Genomic DNA, 17136 nt, shown 5'->3' with positions numbered 1-17136 from the left:
CCTTCCACACCCGGTTTGGGGTGTCCCCCCGCCCTACACCTAGACCCTGGGGGGGGGGGGGGGGGCCTTTTATATAAAGCCCCCCCCCCCCCGCCCGGGGCCTGTAGGGACGGCTGAGCGGGACCGCCTCAGTGGGCTCCGGTCCCGGTCAGCGAGCGGACCTCCAGCTCGGCGTACTTCTTGACGTCCGGCTCCTCCTTGGACAGCAGGGACCCCAGCCAGCCGAGCAGGAAGCCCAGCGGGATGGAGATCAGGCCCGGGTTCTCCAGCGGGAAGACGTCGAAGTCGGCGCCGGGGAACATCGAGGTCTCCTTGCCGGAGACGACCGGGGAGAAGAGGACCAGGACGACGGAGGAGACCAGGCCTCCGTAAATGGACCACAGGGCGCCCTGGGTGGTGAAGCGCTTCCAGAACAGGCTGTAGAGGAGGGTGGGGAGGTTGGCGGAGGCGGCGACCGCGAAGGCGAGCGCCACCAGGCCCGCGACGTTCAGCCCGCGGGCGAAGACCCCCAGGACGATGGCGACCGCACCGATGCCGACGGTCGCCCAGCGGGCCGCGCCGACCTCTTCCTTCTCGGTGGCCTTGCCCTTGCGCAGGACATTGACGTACAGGTCGTGCGCGAAGGACGAGGACGAGGCGAGGGTGAGGCCGGCGACCACCGCGAGGATGGTCGCGAAGGCCACCGCGGAGATGACGGCGAGCAGGATGGCGCCGCCGGTGGAGTCGGCGCCGCCGCCGATCTGCTGGGCGAGCAGCGGTGCCGCGGTGTTGCCCGCCTTGTTGGACGCGATGATCGTCTCGGGCTTGATGAGGGCCGCGGCGCCGAAGCCGAGCGCGATGGTCATCAGGTAGAAGACGCCGATGATGCCGATCGCCCAGTTCACGGACTTACGGGCGGCCTTGGCGGTGGGGACCGTGTAGAAGCGGATGAGGATGTGCGGCAGGCCCGCGGTGCCCAGGACGAGGGCGATGCCCAGCGAGATGAAGTCGATCTTCGAGGTGGCGGTGGCGCCGTACTTGAGGCCGGGTTCCAGGAAGGCTGCGCCCTTGCCGCTGTTCTCCGCGGCGGCGCCGAGCAGGGTGGAGATGTTGAAGTCGAACTTGAGCGCCACCAGGAACGTGATCAGCAGGGTGCCGGCGATCAGCAGGACCGCCTTGACCATCTGGACCCAGGTGGTGCCCTTCATGCCGCCGATGGTGACGTAGAGGATCATCACGATGCCGACGAGGACGACGACCAGGATCTTGCCCGCCTCGCTGGTGATGCCCAGGAGCAGGGTGACCAGGGCGCCCGCGCCCGCCATCTGGGCGAGCAGGTAGAAGATCGAGACGATGATGGTGGAGGTGCCGGCGGCCGTACGGACCGGGCGCTGGCGCATCCGGTAGGCGAGGACGTCGCCCATCGTGAAGCGGCCGGAGTTGCGCAGCGGTTCGGCGACCAGGAGCAGCGCGACGAGCCAGGCGACGAGGAAGCCGATGGAGTAGAGGAAGCCGTCGTAGCCGAAGAGGGCGATGGCGCCGGCGATGCCGAGGAAGGATGCGGCCGACATGTAGTCGCCGGAGATGGCCAGGCCGTTCTGGAATCCGCTGAACTGCCGCCCGGCGGCGTAGAAGTCCTCCGCGCCCTTCGTCTGCCGGCCGGCCCAGACGGTGATGCCGAGGGTGGCGGCGACGAAGACCGCGAAGAGGGTGACGATCAGGGTGCGGTGCTCGCCGGCGCCGCCGGCCGCGAGCTGGAGCGCGAGCGGCTGCTGGAGGGGGCTCATGCGTCACCCTCCAGGCGGGACTTGATGGCCTCGGCCTTGGGGTCGAGCTCGGTGGCGGCGTGCCGGGAGTACCACCAGGCGATGAGGAAGGTCGTGACGAACTGGGCGATGCCGAGGACGAAGGCCACATTGACGTGGCCGAGGACCTTGGTGCCCATGAAGCCGCCGGCGTAGCTCGACAGCAGCACGTACGCGAGGTACCAGAGGATGAAGGCGACGGTGAGCGGGAAGGCGAACGAGCGGTGTGCGCGGCGGAGTTCGTCGAATTCCGCACTCGACTGCACCTGGATGTAGTCGGGCGGCTCGTGCGTCCCCGGGTCGAGGGTCGGTGCGGCGCTCACGGAAATCTCCTGACGCGAAGGGGCGGGTTCCCGTGCCGGTCCGGCGGATCGGCACGGGAAGAGGCCCGGGCCGGCAATAAAGGTCACATAAGTGATCTAGATCACGCATGGTAGAGGCGCATCAGACGATGCGACAGGGGTGCGTTCGTTGAATCCCAGAAGAAAACCGGGAATGACCGTGCCGACCGCCACCGCGGGCGGGGCGCTTCGTTGAGCCCGGTGTGAATCCGCCGCCACAGCAGGCCCCGCAGCCACCCGCTCCCCGCCGGCGCCCCTACGGCAGCATCCGGCTGCCGGCGCCGCTCGACCTCGCCCCGTCGGAGCCGCGACCGGGGACGGCCACCGCCGCGCGCCGCTGGTACGGGCCGCGGATCGCGCTGCCCCCGCTGAGCATCGCCACCCTGCGACGCCACGGCTGACCGCCCCCTGTCGGGTCCTCACCACGGGGCCGAGATCGGCTGACGCGCTATCAATTCCACACTCCTGGCGGGTTTTCTCCCCGTTTTTTCTCCGCATTCCATTGCTGTGCACGAGTGATCGCCGATAACTTCACATCGCATTGCATCCGCCCGTGCGCAACCCGTGCACGGGCGGTCTCACGGATGATGTGGAGTACCCATGGCACATCCCCGATCCAGACGCATGCGGGCGCTGGCCGTACCGCTCGGACTGGCTCTGACGGCGTCCCTCGGTTTCCTGCCGAACGCGGCCACCGCCGCGTCCCAGGACTCCGCCCCGGCCGCCGCGGTCTCGGCCGACGGCCCGCTGCTCTCGTACGTCGTGAACACCACGCCCGGCCACGCCGCGGTCGGCAAGGTCGAGAAGGCGATAGCCAAGGCCGGCGGGAAGGTGATCATCGCCCATGAGCAGATAGGCGTGATCGTCGTCCACTCGGCCAACCCGCAGTTCGCCGCCGCCGTGCGGACGGTGCCGGGCGTGCAGTCGGCGGGCGCGACCCGCACCGCGCCGCTGAAGGCACAGGGCACCACCGACGTCGGCAAGCCGCAGAAGATCGACCTGCCGAAGTCCCAGCTCATGGCGGCCGGCAAGGCGGCGAAGGCGAACGGCGAGGAGCCGCTCGAACCGCTGCAGTGGGACCTGCCCGCCATCAAGGCCGACAAGGCCGCGAAGGTGAACCCGGGCAGCAAGAACGTCACCGTCGCCATCATCGACACCGGTGTCGACGACACCCACCCCGATCTGAAGGCCAACTTCTCCGCGAAGCAGTCCGCCAACTGCGTGGGCGGTGTGGCCGATACCTCCAAGGGCGCCTGGCGCCCCTGGGACCCGGACAACGACTACCACGGCACCCATGTCGCGGGCACGATCGCCGCGGCCCGTAACGGCGTCGGCGTGGCGGGGGTCGCGCCGGGGGTGAAGATCTCCGCCCTCAAGGTCAGCGAGCCGGAGACGAGCCTCTTCTACGCCGAGAGCGTGGTGTGTGCCTTCGTCTTCGCGGCCGATCACGGCGTCAAGGTCACCAACAACAGCTACTACGTCGACCCGTGGATGTTCAACTGCAAGGATGACGCCGACCAGGCCGCCATCATCGACGCGGTCGGACGCGCGGCGAGCTACGCCCAGCGCAAGGGTGTGATCAACATCGCCGCGGCGGGCAACTCCGGCCTCGACCTGGCGGCGCCCCAGCTTCCCGACGCCTCCAGCCCGAACGACTCCACCCCGGTCGAGCGCACCATCAACCCGAAGACCTGCTGGGACGTTCCCACCCAGCTGCCGGGCACGGTGACGGTCGCGGCGACCGGTGTCAACAAGCTCAAGTCGTACTACTCGAACTACGGCCTCGGCCAGATCGATGTGGCCGCACCGGGCGGCGACTCGAAGCAGGTGCCCGAGCTGCCCGCCAAGAACGGCAACATCCTCTCCACCATGCCGGGCGGCGACTGGGCCTACCTGGCCGGCACGTCCATGGCGACCCCGCACGTCGCGGGCGTCGCGGCGCTGCTCAAGAGTGCCCACCCGAAGTCCAGCCCGCAGGAGATCCAGTGGCTCCTCAAGGAGCAGGCGGACAACCCCGGCTGCGCCACGGGTGACGCGATCTGCACCGGCACCAAGCATGTCAACAGCCACTTCGGCTATGGCATCGTCGACGCGCTGGACGCGGTGAAGAAGTAACTCCCGGACGGTTTCCGGAAGTTGCGGGGAAGGGCCGGGTGGTGCGTCACCCGGCCCTTCCGTTGCGGTGTGAGGGCCCGCGGGGCGGGCCGGTCAGGCCGGGTCGCGGCCGAGGAAGGCCGCCAGCCGGTCCGTGGCGCTCGCGCCGGGCGGCGCGGGGCGCTCCGGGGCGAACGAGCTGCCCTCGGTGCGCGGGGCGGCGCCGTAGATCCGGCGGGCTGCCGCCAGGGTCTCCTCGGCGACCTCCGGTGCCGGCCCGGTCGGTGCGCCCGTCGCCCGCGCCAGGTCCCAGCCGTGCGCGAGGAGTTCGACCACGACCTGCTGGACGATCATCGCGCCGGGCGCGTCGTACGGCCCGTAGGTGCGCTGGAGCATCCCGCTGCCGGTGAAGGCGGCAAGGGCGGCGCGCGTGGAGTCCTCGAAGGCGGCGCGGTGATCGTCACCGAGGTGGTCGGCGGTGTGGTCGCCGCGCGGGGCGTCCTCGGCGATCGAGGTGGCCATCAGGTTCTCCCACACCATGTGGTCGAGCAGCTGCCGTACGGTCCACCCCGCGCACGGCGTCGGCAGGTCGAGGTCCTCGGGCCGTACGGCGGCGACCACTGCGGCGACGTCCCGGGTCACCTGCTCGTAGGCGTGCAGCACCCGGTCGGGATCGGTGTCCTCGAACGCGGACCGGTCCAGCAGGTACGGCCCGGGGTGGGCACGCAGCGCGGCCGCGGTCCAGGCGCCCGCGGTGTCCCAGCGGGGCGGGGCGGGGCGGCCGGTGACGGTGCACAGCAGCTGCCAGTAGCGCGCGACGGCCGGCTCGGCGGCGGCCTCCAGTTGCTCCAGCAGCCGGCCGCGGGCCTGCGGGCCGTCCTCGGCGGGTGGGTCGGCGGTGCCGTTCTGGGTGGGGAGCCAGGCGGCGACCAGCTCGGCGACGACGGGCTCCGCGGCCGGGGAGTCCGGGGCGACGCCGGCCGCGACGGCCGCCTCACCGCGCACCCGCATCAGCTCCGCGACACGCACGGCGGCCTGCTCCTGCCCGGCCGCGTCCGGCTCCTCCTCGGCATGCGGCTGCACCGCGGCGTGCGGCTCCGCCGCCTGTGGTGCCGTCCGGGCGCTGTACTCGGCCAACCGGCGCAGCGCCGCCCGTAGTTCCGGTTCGCGGACCAGGGCGGCCAGCTCGATCCAGGCGCCGAACTGCTCGGGAGTGGGGTCGTCGGGAAGATCGGGGGTGGCGGCCAGCAGACCGCTGCGGTAGGCGGGGGCGTGCACACCGTCGAGGGCGTCATCGACGAAGTCCGTGATGATCCGGCGGCGTTCCCGGGCCGACAGGCGGGCCAGTTCGGTCATGTTCGGCAGCTCCTCTGCTGCGCTCCCCCGCGCGGCCACCGCACGCAGCACGGTGCGCTGCAACTGCAGGGTGCGGATTTGCGCGTCCAGCGCGTCCGCCCACTGCGCCGCCGTCTCGGCGACCGTGCACTCGCGCTGCAGTACGGACCGGATCGCCGCCAGCCCGATGCCCAGGTCGCGCAGGCTGCGCACGATCTCCAGGCGGGCCGGGGCGTCCGGGCCGTAGAGCCGGTAGCCCGCGGGGGTGCGGGCGGCGGGCGGCAGCAGGTCCTGGTCGGACCAGTTGCGGATGGTCTTGACCGGGATGCCGGTCAAGCGCGCCATCGCGCCGATGGTGAGCAGGCCCGTGCCGTCCTCGTACATGCCGTCCACTGTCGGGTCTCCCACGGGGGGAGACTCAAGCGGCGGTGCGTCCGGCCGCCCGCGTCCGCCCTTCACCGGCCACCGCTCAGGGCTTGACCAGCACCTTCAGTGCGGTGCGGTCGTCCATGGCGCGGTAGCCGTCCGGTACGCCCGTCAGGTCGACGGTGAGGTCGAAGACCGGCGCGGGGTCGAGGGTGCCGTTCAGGATGTCGGGGAGGAGTTCCGGGATGTAGCTGCGGACCGGGGCGACGCCGCCGCGGACGGCGATGTTGTGGTCGAACAGGGTGCGCATGTCCAGGCCGTTGCCGCTGCCGTGCGGCACGCCGACCCAGCCGATGGCGCCGCCGGGCCGGGTGATGCCGAGCGCGGTACGCATCGACTGCTCGGTGCCGACCGCTTCGATGACGGCGTGGGCGCCCTGGCCACGGGTCAGTTCGCGGACCGCGGCGACGGCCGCCTCGCCGCGCTCGGCGACGACGTCGGTGGCGCCGAAGGTCCGGGCGATATCGGTACGTGCCCGGTGGCGGCCGAGGGCGATGATCCGCTCGGCGCCCAGCCGCCTGGCGGCCAGCACCCCGCACAGGCCGACCGCGCCGTCGCCGACCACCGCGACCGTCGAGCCGGGCCGTACGCCGGCGCCGAGGGCGGCGTGATGACCGGTGCCCAGGACGTCGGAGAGCGCCGGCAGACCGGTGAGCAGCCGTTCGTCGCCCGCCGCCGCGGCGGGCAGCTTGACCAGGGTGGCGTCGGCGTACGGCACCCGGACGGCCTCGCCCTGGCCACCGTCGGAGCCGGGCTCGCCCCAGAATCCGCCGTCCACACAGGAGGTGGTCAGGCCGTCGGCGCAGTACTCGCAGCTGCCGTCGGACCACATGAAGGGCGCCACCACCAGGTCGCCGACGGCGAGGCCGGACACCTCGGCGCCGGTCTCGGCGATCACGCCGAGGAACTCATGGCCGATCCGCTGCCCCGCCTCGCGCTCGGCCTCGCCGCGGTACGCCCACAGGTCGCTGCCGCAGATACAGGCCCGCAGCACCTGCACCACCGCGTCGTGGGGCTTGAGGACGGCGGCGTCGGGGACCTCGTCGATGCGGATGTCGTGGGCGGCGTGGATGGTGGTGGCGCGCATGCGGGGCGTTGTCCTTGCGTATCCGGAGGGTGTACCCGGTTACGGTACGCCTGCCTTCCGCGGCGTCTGCGCCCGGTCCGGTGCGGGCCGGGGAGCCGTGGCGGCGGAGCGCAACACCCCGCCGACCAGCCCGTACTGGGCCGCGAGGTAGGTGAACATGATCCAGAGCTGCGGGCCCGGCAGCTGCGGCCAGTGGGCGATACCACTCGCGATCAGGGTGTCGGAGAGCAGGAAGAGCAGTCCGCCGACGGCGGCCCAGGGACCCGCCCGCAGCGCGCCGAACGCCATGGCGGTGAGCAGCAGGCTGTAGCCGGCTACCGGGATCCGCAGATCTGCCGGGAGGTCCGGCCACAGGAGCACGACCGTGCCGGCCAGCAGCACGGCATACGCGGCGCCGGCCGCGGCCGTCCGGCCCCGCCTGCCGTCCCCGGGCGCCGTCCCGTACCGGGCGAAGAGCAGCAGGTAGCAGACGTGCCCCGCGGCGAACGAGCCCATCCCCACCAGGAAGGCGATGTCCCCGCCGATCTGGAGGAAGGTGTCGCCGCCGCAGCCGAGGAGCAGCGCACCGGCGAGCAGCGGCGGGCCGCCGCGCACCAGCGCGTATCCGGCGAGCACGGGCATCAGCGCGGGCTTGGTGAGCTGCCCGACGGCCGTGCTGCCGGCGAGCAGCGCCGCCAGGTGCACGACGGCCAGTACGGCGAAGGCCCACAGCAGCGGCCGTACGGCCCGCGGCCACCGTGCCGTCACGCGGCCGGCTCCTCGACGGAGGCGCGCGCCCCGGTTCCCGGACGGCCGGCCTGCGGGGTCTCCCCCGCGGCGGCCCGCCCGGCCGGCTGCCAGCCCGGCCCGCGGAACACCCGTCCGGCGCGCTCGCGCCAGCTGTCCGCGGCCCGTACGTCGCGCGCGATGGCGGCGTACTCATGGGTGGCCACCCGCAGCGGGTTGAAGGACTCGATGTTCTTGGTGAGTCCGTAGACAGGCCGCTCGGTCTCGGCGGCGAAGGAGCCGAACATCCGGTCCCAGATGATCAGGATGCCGCCGTAGTTGCGGTCCAGGTAGCCGCCCTGCGAGGCGTGGTGAACCCGGTGGTGGGACGGGGTGTTGAGCACGAACTCGAAGGGCCGGGGCAGTTTGCCGATCCGCTCGGTGTGCACCCAGAACTGGTAGACGAGGTTGGCCCCGGAGGTGAAGGCGATCGCGGCCGGATGGACGCCGAGGGCGATCATCGGGACGTAGAACGGCCAGACGGTCCAGGTCGTCCAGGGCTGCCGCAGGGCGGTGGTGAGGTTGAAGTTCTTGCTGGAGTGGTGCACCACATGGCAGGCCCACAGGACGCGGATGACGTGGTGGCCGCGGTGCGACCAGTAGTAGAAGAAGTCCTGCGCGAGCAGCATCAGCAGCATCGTCCACCACAGCACGGGTATCCGCAGCGGGGTGAGTTCGTAGACGGTGGCGTAGATCGCCACGATGGGGATTTTCCACAGCGCGTCGAACACGAGGCTGCCCAGGCCCATACCGACGCTGGTGGCGGCGTCCTTGGCCTCATAGCCCGTCGCCTCCTCGTCGGGATGCAGGCGGTAGCTCACCATCTCCACCACGGTGAGCAGGACAAAGGCGGGTACGGACCACAACACGACATCGGGCAGGTGCGGCATGCTCCGCACCATAAAGCCGTGGACTGCGGCGCCGCTAGAGGTTGTTACCGAGAAGTATGTAAGACGTGCTGTCAGCTGTGCCGCCACGATGGTCCCGCGGCAGGTCCCCACGACGACCGGAATCGAGATCCCATGACCGGCACCCCCACCATCGCCCTGCTCGGCGGCGGCTTCTCCGACGACCCCGACACCCTGCTGGACGACTTCGTCCTGGAGGCCGCCGGGCGGACCCGTCCGAAGGTCTGTTTCCTGCCGACCGCGAGCGGTGACGCGCCGGGGTACATCGAGGGATTCCACGCGGCATTCGGTCCGCGCGCATGCGAACCGAGCCATCTGGAGCTGTTCCGGCGCACCGTGACCGATCTGCGGTCGTTCGTCCTGGCGCAGGACATCGTCTACGTCGGGGGCGGCAACACCGCCAACATGCTCGCCGTCTGGCGGGTGCACGGCCTGGACACGATCCTGCGCGAGGCGTACGAATCCGGGGTGCTGCTGTGCGGCATCAGCGCCGGGGCGTGCTGCTGGTTCGAGACCGCGTTCTCCGACTCCTTCGGCCCGCCGGTGCCGCTGACCGACGGGCTGGGGCTGCTGCCGGGCAGTGTGTGCCCGCACTACGACAGCGAGCCGGAGCGCCGGCCCGGCTATCTGACGGCGGTCAACGACCGTGTGCTGCCGGGAGGTTGGGCGGTCGACGACGGCGCCGCCGGGTTGTTCACCGACGGCCGCCTCGTGGACGTCGTCACCCGCAGGCCGGGCGCCACGCTCCGCCGGGTCGGCGTCGGCGAGGACGGCTCGGTGGAGGAGGCGGCGCAGACGGCGCGGGCGCTGGGGGCGTAGCGCCGCTTCCCGTCACCGTCCCCGCGGGCCGGGCCTCACCACACCCGCACCGCACCGCCCCGTGCGAACGCCGGACTGGTGGCGTCCGCGGGGATCTTTTCCAGGGGAGCGGCGATGTCGGCGACCGTGGGGCCGACGCGGGCGGCGTGCGGGGCCAGGCGGGTGAGGTCGAAGCCGTAGACGCGGGCCGCGTTGGTGCCGAGCATGGCCGCGGTCTCGTCGGCCGGGAGGCCGGCGTAGGCGAGGCGGAGGGCCTCGCGGGAGTAGGGGTGGGTGCCTTCGTCGTGGGGGTAGTCGCTGCCCCACATGATCTTGTCGAGGCCGATGCGATGGCGCAGCGGGACCTCGTGCGGGCGCATGAAGCTGGCGCCCACCGAGCAGTTCTCGCGCCAGATCTCGGACGGGGTGGAGCCCATGGTCGCCGCCAGGCCGGAGCCGAACCTGGACTCGGCGGTGGTGGCCCGGGACGCGGCCGCGACCAGCCGGCCGTGGTAGTAGTCCAGCATGTCCAGGACGCCGGGGATCCAGCCGGAGCCCTGTTCGGTGAGGACGAGGCGGAGGCCGGGGTGGCGGCGGAAGGCACCGCCGAAGATCAGGTGCCAGAGGGCACGGTGCGAGAACCAGGTCGTCTCGACCATGAAGACGGCGCGGGCGGCCGGTTCGTCGCCGAGCGGCGGGGAGGCCGAGCCGCCGTGGTGGTTGACGGGGACCTCCAGCTCCGCGCAGACCGCCCAGAGGGGGTCGTAGTACTCCGAGTGGAGTTCGGGGAGGCCGGAGCCGGGCGGGGTGCCGGGGAGCATGATGCCGCCGGTGAGACCCGCCGCCTTGGTGCGGCGGACTTCCCGTACGGCCTCGTCGACATCGGTGAGCAGGATCTGGGCGACACCGGCCCGGCGGCCGGGGGCCTCAGCGCAGAAGTCGGCGAGCCAGCGGTTGTGGGCGCGCAGGCCCGCCCAGCGCTGCTCGGACTCCTCGCGGGTGGGCGCCGGGGCCATGAGGGAGGCGCTGGGGAAGAACGGCGGGATGGTGTTCGGGAAGACGACCTCGGCGACGATGCCGTCGGCCTCCAGGTCGGCCAGCCGGCGGCCGGAGTTCCAGTTGCGGTCGGCGGTGTCGGCGAGCAGGTCCTCGTGCGGATTGACGTAGACCGCCGCCCAGACGTCGAAGGCCTCGTGGTGCCGGGCCTCCAAGTACGGCCGGTAGTCCAGGAGGTCGGCGCCGGCGTGGCAGTCGGCGGAGATGACGGTGTAGCGGTCGTCGGCTCGATGCGTCACTGTGCGGCCCCCAATACCGGGAAGTCGTGGTCCGTCAGCCAATGGCGGCCCACCTCACGCGAGCGGGCCCAGGAGGCCTCAACCGCCGGCTGGTCGGCGCTCTGGCCGAGTGCGGCCGGGGTGGGGCCGATGCGGCGGGCCGCCGGGGCGAGCGCGGCGGTGTCGAAGCCGAAGTCCTCGGCGGCGGCCAGGCCGAGCATCCGGCGGGTCTCCGTGACCGGGATGTCGTGGAAGGTCTTCTTCAGCCAGGCACGGGTGTCGGGCCAGGTCCCTTCGGGGTGCGGGAAGTCGCTGCCCCAGAGGATGTTGTCGACGCCGATCTCGTAGCGCTGGGCGAGCTCGCGGCGTTTGGTGTTGGTGGCGCAGACGAAGACCTGCCGGTCCAGGTACTCGTGCGGCGGGCGCCGGAGCGCCGCGAACGGGGAGAGTTTTCGGCCGCCGTGGGCGCCCAGGTAGAGGCGGTCCATGAACCACAGGAGGTTGGGCAGCCACCAGCAGCCGGATTCGGCGATCCCGAACCGCAGGTCCGGGTGGCGCTCGAAGACGCCGGACCAGAGCAGGAACCACAGGGGGCGCGCGGGCCACCAGGTCACCTCGGAGACATAGATCCCGAGGTGGTCGCCGTACTCGTGGCGGGGCGCGGCCCCGGAGTGGGTCACCACCGGCATCGCGCATGCGGCGGCCGCCGCCCACACCGGGTCGTAGCGGCGGTCGTGGTACGGCGCCTGGTCGACCCACATGGAGGGGATCATCAGGGCGCCGAGCCCCGACTCCTTGGCGCGGTAGATCTCGGCCACCACCCGGTCGGTGTCGGCGGTGACCGGCAACAGGGCCACTCCGCAGTGCCGTTCGGGGTGTACGGAGACGAAGTCGGCGAGCCAGCGGTTGTGCGCCTGTGCACCCGCCATGCCGAGGTCGGGGTCCTGGTCGCCGGAGAGGCCGAGGCCCACACCGAAGGGAGCGGCCGTACCGCTGTCGACGGCGTCCGCGTCCGGGAAGACGACCTCAGCGGCCACGCCGTCGCCGTCGAGTTCCTTGATGCGCTGTGCGGGGTCCCAGCCGCCGCGCAGGCCCTCCTCGTTGTCCCGGAACCACCGCTCGGCGAAGGCCTCGTTGCGGATGCCGAGGCGGGTGGCCTCCGCGCGGCGGGCGTCCCGCCCGCCGAGGAACTCGTCGAAGGCGCGGTGGAAGCGGGCGTCGAGGTAGGGGCGGTACTCCTCGGTGGGGAGCCCGGCGTGGCAGTCGGAGGAGATGATCAGGTACGGCTCGTGCAGGGTGTCCTGCACGTCCGGCCGGTCCGTGGGGCCCTGTGGGTCCGTCATGGCGGAACCTCCCTCAGTCGTCCGGGTCGAGAATGAAGTGCTCCAGATACGCGGGGGCGGTGCGGTCGAGCATCGAGGCGGACCGCGCCCGGATCTGTGCGTCGGTGTGTGCGCCGGGCGGCAGCAGCCAGAAACGGCCGGCCCGGATGCCGTCCACGACCTGCGCCGCGACGTCCTCGACCGGGGTGAAGACGACCTCCTTCCCGGCGTCCTGCATGGCCGACTCCCACTGCGCGAGGCTGCGGTACGGGCTGCGGCGCGGCCGGGTCTTGGCGTAGCGCGCGGGCCGGTTGCGGTGCGACTCCCACAGGCCGGTGCGCAGCATGTGCGGGCCGGGGAAGAGCACCGAGGCACCGATGGGGGCCCGCTCGGCCTGCAGATGGGCGTAGAGCGACTCGGTCATGGTCACCACGGCCGCCTTGGTGACGGCGTAGACGGACGCGGTGGGCAGCGGCGCGATGCCGCCGTCCGTCGAGGAGGTGTTGACGACATGGCCGGGCCCGCCGCCCGCCAGCATCCGGGGCAGAAAGCACTGGATGCCGTGGAAGACGCCCCAGACGTTCACCGCGAACGCCCATGCCCAGTCGCGGGGTTCGTGTTCCCACATCCGCCCCTCCGCGCCGGAGCCCACCCCCGCGTTGTTGCACAGCACATGGACGGCGCCGAAGGCCTCGTACGCGGCGTCGGCGAGCGCGGCGACCTCTTCGCGGACGCCGACGTCCACGGTGTGTGCCAGTACGCGGGCGCCGTCCGCGGTGAGTGCGTCGGCGGCGGCGCGCAGCGGCGCCTCCTCGACGTCCGCGAGGACGACCTTCAGCCCGTCCGCGGCGAAGCGGCGCGCCATGGCCAGACCGATGCCGCTCGCGGCGCCGGTGACGACCGCGACCTGTCCCGCCCGCAGTTCCATCAGGCGCTCCCCTCGGGCGGTTTGTCGAGGAGCTGGTGCGGATCGTCGTAGCGCTGGTGGGCGTACGGGAGCAGGGACCGGGCGCTGACCCGCTCGACGACCCGGCCCCGCTGGTCGGTGGTCTTCTCGCCGAGGGTGAGCTCGACGAGGGTGCGTACGGGGAGGTCGGCCACCAGGTCGTACACCGACTCCCGCAGGACGACATCGCCGGTGATCTTCTCCAGTCTGCGGACCTTCTCGTGACGCACGCAGTGCACCAGCACCGGGTCGAGGTCGAACCCCGAACCGTCCACGGCGGGCAGGAACTTGAAGTAGAAGTCGGTCTTCCGGGCCGGCTCCGGGACCGGCAGCGGGCCGCTCACCGCGCCGCGCACCTCGACGAAGGCGATGCCGTGCCGGGCGAGCGCGGCCCGCACGACCGGCCCCTCGCGCTCGACGGTGACCTCACCCAGCTTCTTGGGTTCGCCGAAGACCTCACGGCCGCCGGTCAGGGCCCGCTCGTGGGTCATCGGCATGACCAGCGGATACCAGCCCTCGACGCCCCGGTGCCCGGCCGCGACGGCCACCGAGCCCGCGCCCAGGGGGTAGCCGGGCAGCGCGACCCGGCTGATGGTGACGCGGACCAGCGGGCGTCCGGTGGGTGCGAGCGGCGGTGGCAGGACGGCCGCGACCGCGTCCGGGTCGCTCTCCCAGACGGCGACCACGCCGGTGGACCAGATCTCGGGGAGCCGGGAGCTCGCGGTGCGCGCCGCGGTGATCTCCGCCTCGGTGCGCGCTCCGTAGCGAATGCGTGCCATGTCGTACCACCCTTCGTCGTCGGTGACTTACGGGGGTTGCGCGAGACGCCTGTAACACTGTTACACCGAGCGGGACGAAGGGTAAAGGGCCTTGTGCCCAAGGGAGTTGAGGGATAGTGAGAGGGATATGACACGTACTGCGCTGACCGGCGAAGAGGTGCTGACGGCCGCCGCCCGGCTGGTGCGGGCGCACGGCCCCGGGTCGCTGACCATGCGCCGCCTCGCCACGGAACTGGGCACCGCCGTCACCTCCATCTACTGGCACGTCGGCAACCGCGAGTCACTGCTGGACGCCCTCGTCGAACGCACCGTCCGGGAGATGGGCGAGATCCACCCCGCCGGCCGCACCCCGCATGCGCGCATCGTCTCGGTCGCCCGCACCCTGCACACGGCGCTGCGCGAGCGCCCGCAGCTGATCGCGATGGTGCACGAACGCGGCCTGACGGAGCGGATGTTCCTGCCGGCGCAGCAGGCCCTGGTCCATGAGATGCACGCCGCCGGGCTGCGCGGCGAGACGGCCGCCGAGGCGGTGCGGGCCGTCCAGTTCCAGGTCGTCGGGTTCGTCCTGGTCGAGCGCAACCGCGAACGGTCGCCCGCGCAGCATCCGAGCGAGGGCGAGCTGTGGGACTCCCCCACCGCCGGGCACGATCCGGCGCTGGCCCGTGCGCTGGCCGGCCCGGTCGACACCGAGCGGCTGTTCCTCGTCTCGCTGGAGGCGCTGGTGACCTCGCTGCTCGCCCCCGCGCGGCCCGGCTCCTGAGGCCACCGCTTCCCGGCGGAGCCCGGCCGCGCCGGCGCCCGGACTCCGGCCCGCCGTCAATTCCGGTACCGGCCCCGCGACTACGGGCGACGGGCGCGCGGCCGCCCCGTGCGCCCCACACCGGTTCGGTGGCTGTCAGTGGCGGCCCGTATCCTCAGTGACCATGCTCGAAGACCGCATGGCAGCAGCCGACCCGATCGCGCCGAAGATCGGGCAGCAGCCGGGCCCGCAGACGCCGCCGGCTCCCTGGCCGTCCGCCTATCCCGAGGGATACGCGGTGGTCGACGTCGAGACCACGGGCCTGGCCCGCGACGACCGGATCATCTCCGCCGCCGTGTATCAACTCGACGCACACGGCGAGGTCCAGGACCACTGGTACACCCTCGTCAACCCCCAGCGGGACCCGGGGCCGGTCTGGATCCACGGGCTCACCAGCGCCGTGCTGGCCGACGCCCCGCTCTTCCCGGAGATCGTCCCGGAGCTGTCCCGGCGCCTGGCGGACCGGGTACTGGTCGCGCACAACGCCATGTTCGACTGGTCGATGATCGCCCGCGAGTACGCCCGCGCCGCGACGAAGGCACCGGTGCAGCAGCGGCTGTGCACCATCGCCCTGTCCAAGGAACTGCGGCTCCCGCTGCCCAACCACAAGCTGGAGTCCCTCGCCGCGCATTACGGCGTGGTGCAGGAGCGCGCCCACCATGCGCTGGACGACGCCCGGGTGCTGGCCGAGTCGTTCCGTCCCAGTTTGCGACGGGCCGCACAGGAGAATCTGCGGCTGCCGCTGCTGAGCTGCCAGCCGCTGACGGAGTGGTCGGACGCCCCCGCACCCCGGCAGCACTCCAGTGCCTCGGCGTACCGCCCCACGTCCTGGCGGCCCTCCCGTAAGCGCCCGGCGTGCCCGTACCCCAACCCGGGGCGCTACGAGTCGGGCGGCCGGCTCGTCCAGGGGATGCGGGTCGCCTTCTCGGGCGACACCTCCGTGGACCGCGAGCTGCTGGAGGACCGGGCGATCGAGGCCGGGCTCCATGTCGCCACGAGCGTGTCCCGGCTGACCAGCCTGCTGGTGACCAACGACCCCGACGCCCGGACCTCCAAGACCGCCAAGGCCGCCTCGTACGGCACGGTCGTGATCGACGAGGCGGCCTTCATGCAGCTGCTGCAGGATGTGACCCCGGCGCCTGCGTCCGGGTGAAGCCCGCCCAACACACCCGTCGGCACCTCGCACCGCAGGGGCGCCGCCCGCACCCTGTGGCGCATGGCACGTTGTGAGGTCTGCGGAAACGAATACGGCATGACATTCGAGGTGCACGCGCAGGGCGCGGTGCACGTCTTCGACTGTTTCGCCTGCGCCATCCACCGCATGGCGCCGATCTGTGAGCACTGCCGGTGCCAGATCATCGGCCAGGGCGTGGAGGCCGACGGGCAGTGGTACTGCGGTGCGCACTGCGCCCGGTCGGACGGGAGGGTGGGCATCGTCGACCGGGTCTGATCCTGACGGTCCGCCGGACCGGCGCGGGCGGCGCCCGGCCGGCCCCTCCCCCGGCCACGTCGGAGGGGACCCCCGGCTCGGGGGCGGCGGCGCCCCAGGTACCGTCGAGGCCGTGTACCGCTTCCTGTTGTCCCGGCAGTGGGTGATCCTCACCCTCGTGGCTCTCGTGCTGATCCCCGTCATGATCAAGCTGGGCTTCTGGCAGCTCCACCGCCATGAGCACAAGGTGGCGCAGAACCAGCTGATCGCGAGCAGCCTGGCCGCCAGGCCGGTCCCGGTCACCGAGCTGGCCGCGCCCGGCCGGGACCTCCCCCACCACGACATGTGGCGCACGGTCAACGCCACCGGCACCTACGACACCGCGCACGAGGTCGTGGTCCGCCAGCGCACCGCCGCCGACGAGCAGAGCATCGGCTACTACGTACTCACGCCGCTGGTCCTCGGCGACGGCAGGGCCGTGCTGGTCAACCGCGGCTGGATCTCGGCGGGCAACGACCTCACCAAGTTCCCGGACGTCCCGGCCACCCCCAAGGGCAAGGTCACCGTGACCGGCCGGATGATGGCCGACGAGACCACCGCCGTCAGCGGTATCAAGGACACCAGGGGCCTGCCCGCCCGCCAGATCATGCTGATCAACAGCAAAGAGCAGGCGAAGCGGGTCGGCCGGCCGCTGCTCGGCGGCTATATCGAGCAGACCGGGCCCAAGCCGTCCGGCGGCAAGCCGGAGCTGGTCCCCGAGCCGGACCACGACTCCATCGGCCCGCACATGGCGTATGCGGTCCAGTGGTGGCTGTTCGCCGCGGCGGTGCCGGTCGGCTGGATCATCCTCGTCCGCCGTGAGCGCCGCGACCGGGCGGAAGCCGCTGCCAAGGAGGCCGAGGAGGCACGGGAGGCCGAGGCGTCCGCGGAGACCGAGGACGCCGGGGAGGCGGAGACCGGCGGGCCGGCCGACCCATCCGCCGGGTCCGGGGGGACCGAAGCAGCCGGCGAGGACGCGGCGCCGGTCCCGGCCAACCCGTAGCCCGTAC

At 72.2% G+C, this 17136-nt stretch carries 17 protein-coding genes; 7 read left to right on the top strand and 10 right to left on the bottom strand.

Annotated elements, in window-relative coordinates; all coding sequences use genetic code 11:
• Positions 1-128: 128 nt before the first annotated feature.
• A complete protein-coding gene (locus ACWGI6_RS26075) occupies positions 129-1766 on the bottom strand; it encodes a solute symporter family protein (protein WP_453269755.1) in 1638 nt (545 codons plus the stop codon).
• Entirely contained in the window at positions 1763-2107 is a 345-nt protein-coding gene (locus ACWGI6_RS26070; protein WP_453269754.1) for a DUF485 domain-containing protein, read from the bottom strand. Before ACWGI6_RS26070 ends, ACWGI6_RS26075 begins: the two co-directional genes overlap by 4 nt.
• Positions 2108-2328: 221 nt before the next feature.
• On the opposite strand from ACWGI6_RS26070, the gene ACWGI6_RS26065 reads away from it, so the two are divergent.
• The gene (locus ACWGI6_RS26065) at positions 2329-2526 is read left to right on the top strand and encodes a hypothetical protein (protein ID WP_453269753.1); all 198 of its coding nucleotides are present in this window, start codon (positions 2329-2331) and stop codon (positions 2524-2526) included.
• 199 nt (positions 2527-2725) lie between these two features.
• The gene (locus ACWGI6_RS26060) at positions 2726-4240 is read left to right on the top strand and encodes a S8 family serine peptidase (protein ID WP_453269752.1); all 1515 of its coding nucleotides are present in this window, start codon (positions 2726-2728) and stop codon (positions 4238-4240) included.
• Between the two features lie 93 nt (positions 4241-4333).
• Here ACWGI6_RS26060 and ACWGI6_RS26055 read toward each other — a convergent pair whose 3' ends face one another.
• From ACWGI6_RS26055 to ACWGI6_RS26040, 4 genes are all read right to left on the bottom strand, one after another.
• Positions 4334-5938: a TIGR03086 family metal-binding protein gene (locus ACWGI6_RS26055; RefSeq protein ID WP_453269761.1), complete on the bottom strand. Its 1605-nt coding sequence runs from the start codon at positions 5936-5938 to the stop codon at positions 4334-4336.
• An 85-nt stretch (positions 5939-6023) separates the two neighbouring features.
• Positions 6024-7067 (bottom strand): zinc-dependent alcohol dehydrogenase family protein, encoded by a 1044-nt coding sequence (locus ACWGI6_RS26050; protein WP_453269751.1) that lies wholly within the window; start codon positions 7065-7067, stop codon positions 6024-6026.
• Between the two features lie 39 nt (positions 7068-7106).
• A complete protein-coding gene (locus tag ACWGI6_RS26045) occupies positions 7107-7814 on the bottom strand; it encodes a lysoplasmalogenase (protein WP_453269750.1) in 708 nt (235 codons plus the stop codon).
• Positions 7811-8722, bottom strand: coding sequence for a sterol desaturase family protein (locus ACWGI6_RS26040; RefSeq protein ID WP_453269749.1), 912 nt, complete (start codon positions 8720-8722; stop codon positions 7811-7813). Before ACWGI6_RS26040 ends, ACWGI6_RS26045 begins: the two co-directional genes overlap by 4 nt.
• Before the next feature lie 132 nt (positions 8723-8854).
• Between ACWGI6_RS26040 and ACWGI6_RS26035 the strand changes: the two genes are divergently transcribed.
• Positions 8855-9559, top strand: a complete 705-nt coding sequence (locus tag ACWGI6_RS26035) for a Type 1 glutamine amidotransferase-like domain-containing protein (RefSeq protein WP_453269748.1) — start codon at positions 8855-8857, stop codon at positions 9557-9559.
• A gap of 35 nt (positions 9560-9594) precedes the next feature.
• Here ACWGI6_RS26035 and ACWGI6_RS26030 read toward each other — a convergent pair whose 3' ends face one another.
• Genes ACWGI6_RS26030 through ACWGI6_RS26015 form a run of 4 tightly spaced genes read right to left on the bottom strand, consistent with a single transcriptional unit; the run spans position 9595 to position 13859 of the window.
• Complete coding sequence (locus ACWGI6_RS26030) at positions 9595-10833, bottom strand: amidohydrolase family protein (protein ID WP_453269747.1); 1239 nt, start codon at positions 10831-10833, stop codon at positions 9595-9597.
• Positions 10830-12155, bottom strand: coding sequence for an amidohydrolase family protein (locus ACWGI6_RS26025; protein WP_453269746.1), 1326 nt, complete (start codon positions 12153-12155; stop codon positions 10830-10832). Before ACWGI6_RS26025 ends, ACWGI6_RS26030 begins: the two co-directional genes overlap by 4 nt.
• A gap of 13 nt (positions 12156-12168) precedes the next feature.
• Positions 12169-13062, bottom strand: a complete 894-nt coding sequence (locus tag ACWGI6_RS26020; RefSeq protein WP_453269745.1) for an SDR family NAD(P)-dependent oxidoreductase — start codon at positions 13060-13062, stop codon at positions 12169-12171.
• Positions 13062-13859 (bottom strand): acetoacetate decarboxylase family protein, encoded by a 798-nt coding sequence (locus tag ACWGI6_RS26015; protein WP_453269744.1) that lies wholly within the window; start codon positions 13857-13859, stop codon positions 13062-13064. The genes ACWGI6_RS26020 and ACWGI6_RS26015 overlap by 1 nt, the downstream gene beginning before the upstream one ends.
• A 127-nt stretch (positions 13860-13986) precedes the next feature.
• Between ACWGI6_RS26015 and ACWGI6_RS26010 the strand changes: the two genes are divergently transcribed.
• The 4 genes from ACWGI6_RS26010 to ACWGI6_RS25995 all read left to right on the top strand — a co-directional run bounded on the left by ACWGI6_RS26010 (position 13987) and on the right by ACWGI6_RS25995 (position 17129).
• Positions 13987-14619, top strand: a complete 633-nt coding sequence (locus ACWGI6_RS26010) for a TetR/AcrR family transcriptional regulator (RefSeq protein WP_453269743.1) — start codon at positions 13987-13989, stop codon at positions 14617-14619.
• Between the two features lie 163 nt (positions 14620-14782).
• A complete protein-coding gene (locus tag ACWGI6_RS26005; RefSeq protein ID WP_453269742.1) occupies positions 14783-15811 on the top strand; it encodes a DEDDh family exonuclease in 1029 nt (342 codons plus the stop codon).
• A gap of 63 nt (positions 15812-15874) precedes the next feature.
• Positions 15875-16108 carry a hypothetical protein gene (locus ACWGI6_RS26000; protein ID WP_030087516.1) on the top strand — a complete coding sequence of 78 codons (234 nt, stop codon included), beginning with the start codon at positions 15875-15877 and terminating at the stop codon, positions 16106-16108.
• 112 nt (positions 16109-16220) lie between these two features.
• Positions 16221-17129 (top strand): SURF1 family cytochrome oxidase biogenesis protein, encoded by a 909-nt coding sequence (locus ACWGI6_RS25995; RefSeq protein ID WP_453269741.1) that lies wholly within the window; start codon positions 16221-16223, stop codon positions 17127-17129.
• The last annotated feature ends 7 nt before the right edge of the window (positions 17130-17136 follow it).

It is taken from the genome of Streptomyces sp. NPDC054786 (assembly GCF_053611685.1).
The sequence above is the reverse complement of the archived record's forward strand: the minus strand, read 5'-3'. Positions and strand labels throughout refer to the sequence as shown.

Coding starts and splice junctions, on each gene's coding strand:
- ACWGI6_RS26075 (WP_453269755.1), bottom strand. CDS start 1,766: ATGAGCCCCCTCCAGCAGCCGCTCGCGCTCCAGCTCGCGGCCGGCGGC.
- ACWGI6_RS26060 (WP_453269752.1), top strand. CDS start 2,726: ATGGCACATCCCCGATCCAGACGCATGCGGGCGCTGGCCGTACCGCTC.
- ACWGI6_RS26055 (WP_453269761.1), bottom strand. CDS start 5,938: ATGTACGAGGACGGCACGGGCCTGCTCACCATCGGCGCGATGGCGCGC.
- ACWGI6_RS26050 (WP_453269751.1), bottom strand. CDS start 7,067: ATGCGCGCCACCACCATCCACGCCGCCCACGACATCCGCATCGACGAG.
- ACWGI6_RS26040 (WP_453269749.1), bottom strand. CDS start 8,722: ATGCCGCACCTGCCCGATGTCGTGTTGTGGTCCGTACCCGCCTTTGTC.
- ACWGI6_RS26035 (WP_453269748.1), top strand. CDS start 8,855: ATGACCGGCACCCCCACCATCGCCCTGCTCGGCGGCGGCTTCTCCGAC.
- ACWGI6_RS26025 (WP_453269746.1), bottom strand. CDS start 12,155: ATGACGGACCCACAGGGCCCCACGGACCGGCCGGACGTGCAGGACACC.
- ACWGI6_RS26020 (WP_453269745.1), bottom strand. CDS start 13,062: ATGGAACTGCGGGCGGGACAGGTCGCGGTCGTCACCGGCGCCGCGAGC.
- ACWGI6_RS26015 (WP_453269744.1), bottom strand. CDS start 13,859: ATGGCACGCATTCGCTACGGAGCGCGCACCGAGGCGGAGATCACCGCG.
- ACWGI6_RS26010 (WP_453269743.1), top strand. CDS start 13,987: ATGACACGTACTGCGCTGACCGGCGAAGAGGTGCTGACGGCCGCCGCC.
- ACWGI6_RS26005 (WP_453269742.1), top strand. CDS start 14,783: ATGCTCGAAGACCGCATGGCAGCAGCCGACCCGATCGCGCCGAAGATC.
- ACWGI6_RS26000 (WP_030087516.1), top strand. CDS start 15,875: ATGGCACGTTGTGAGGTCTGCGGAAACGAATACGGCATGACATTCGAG.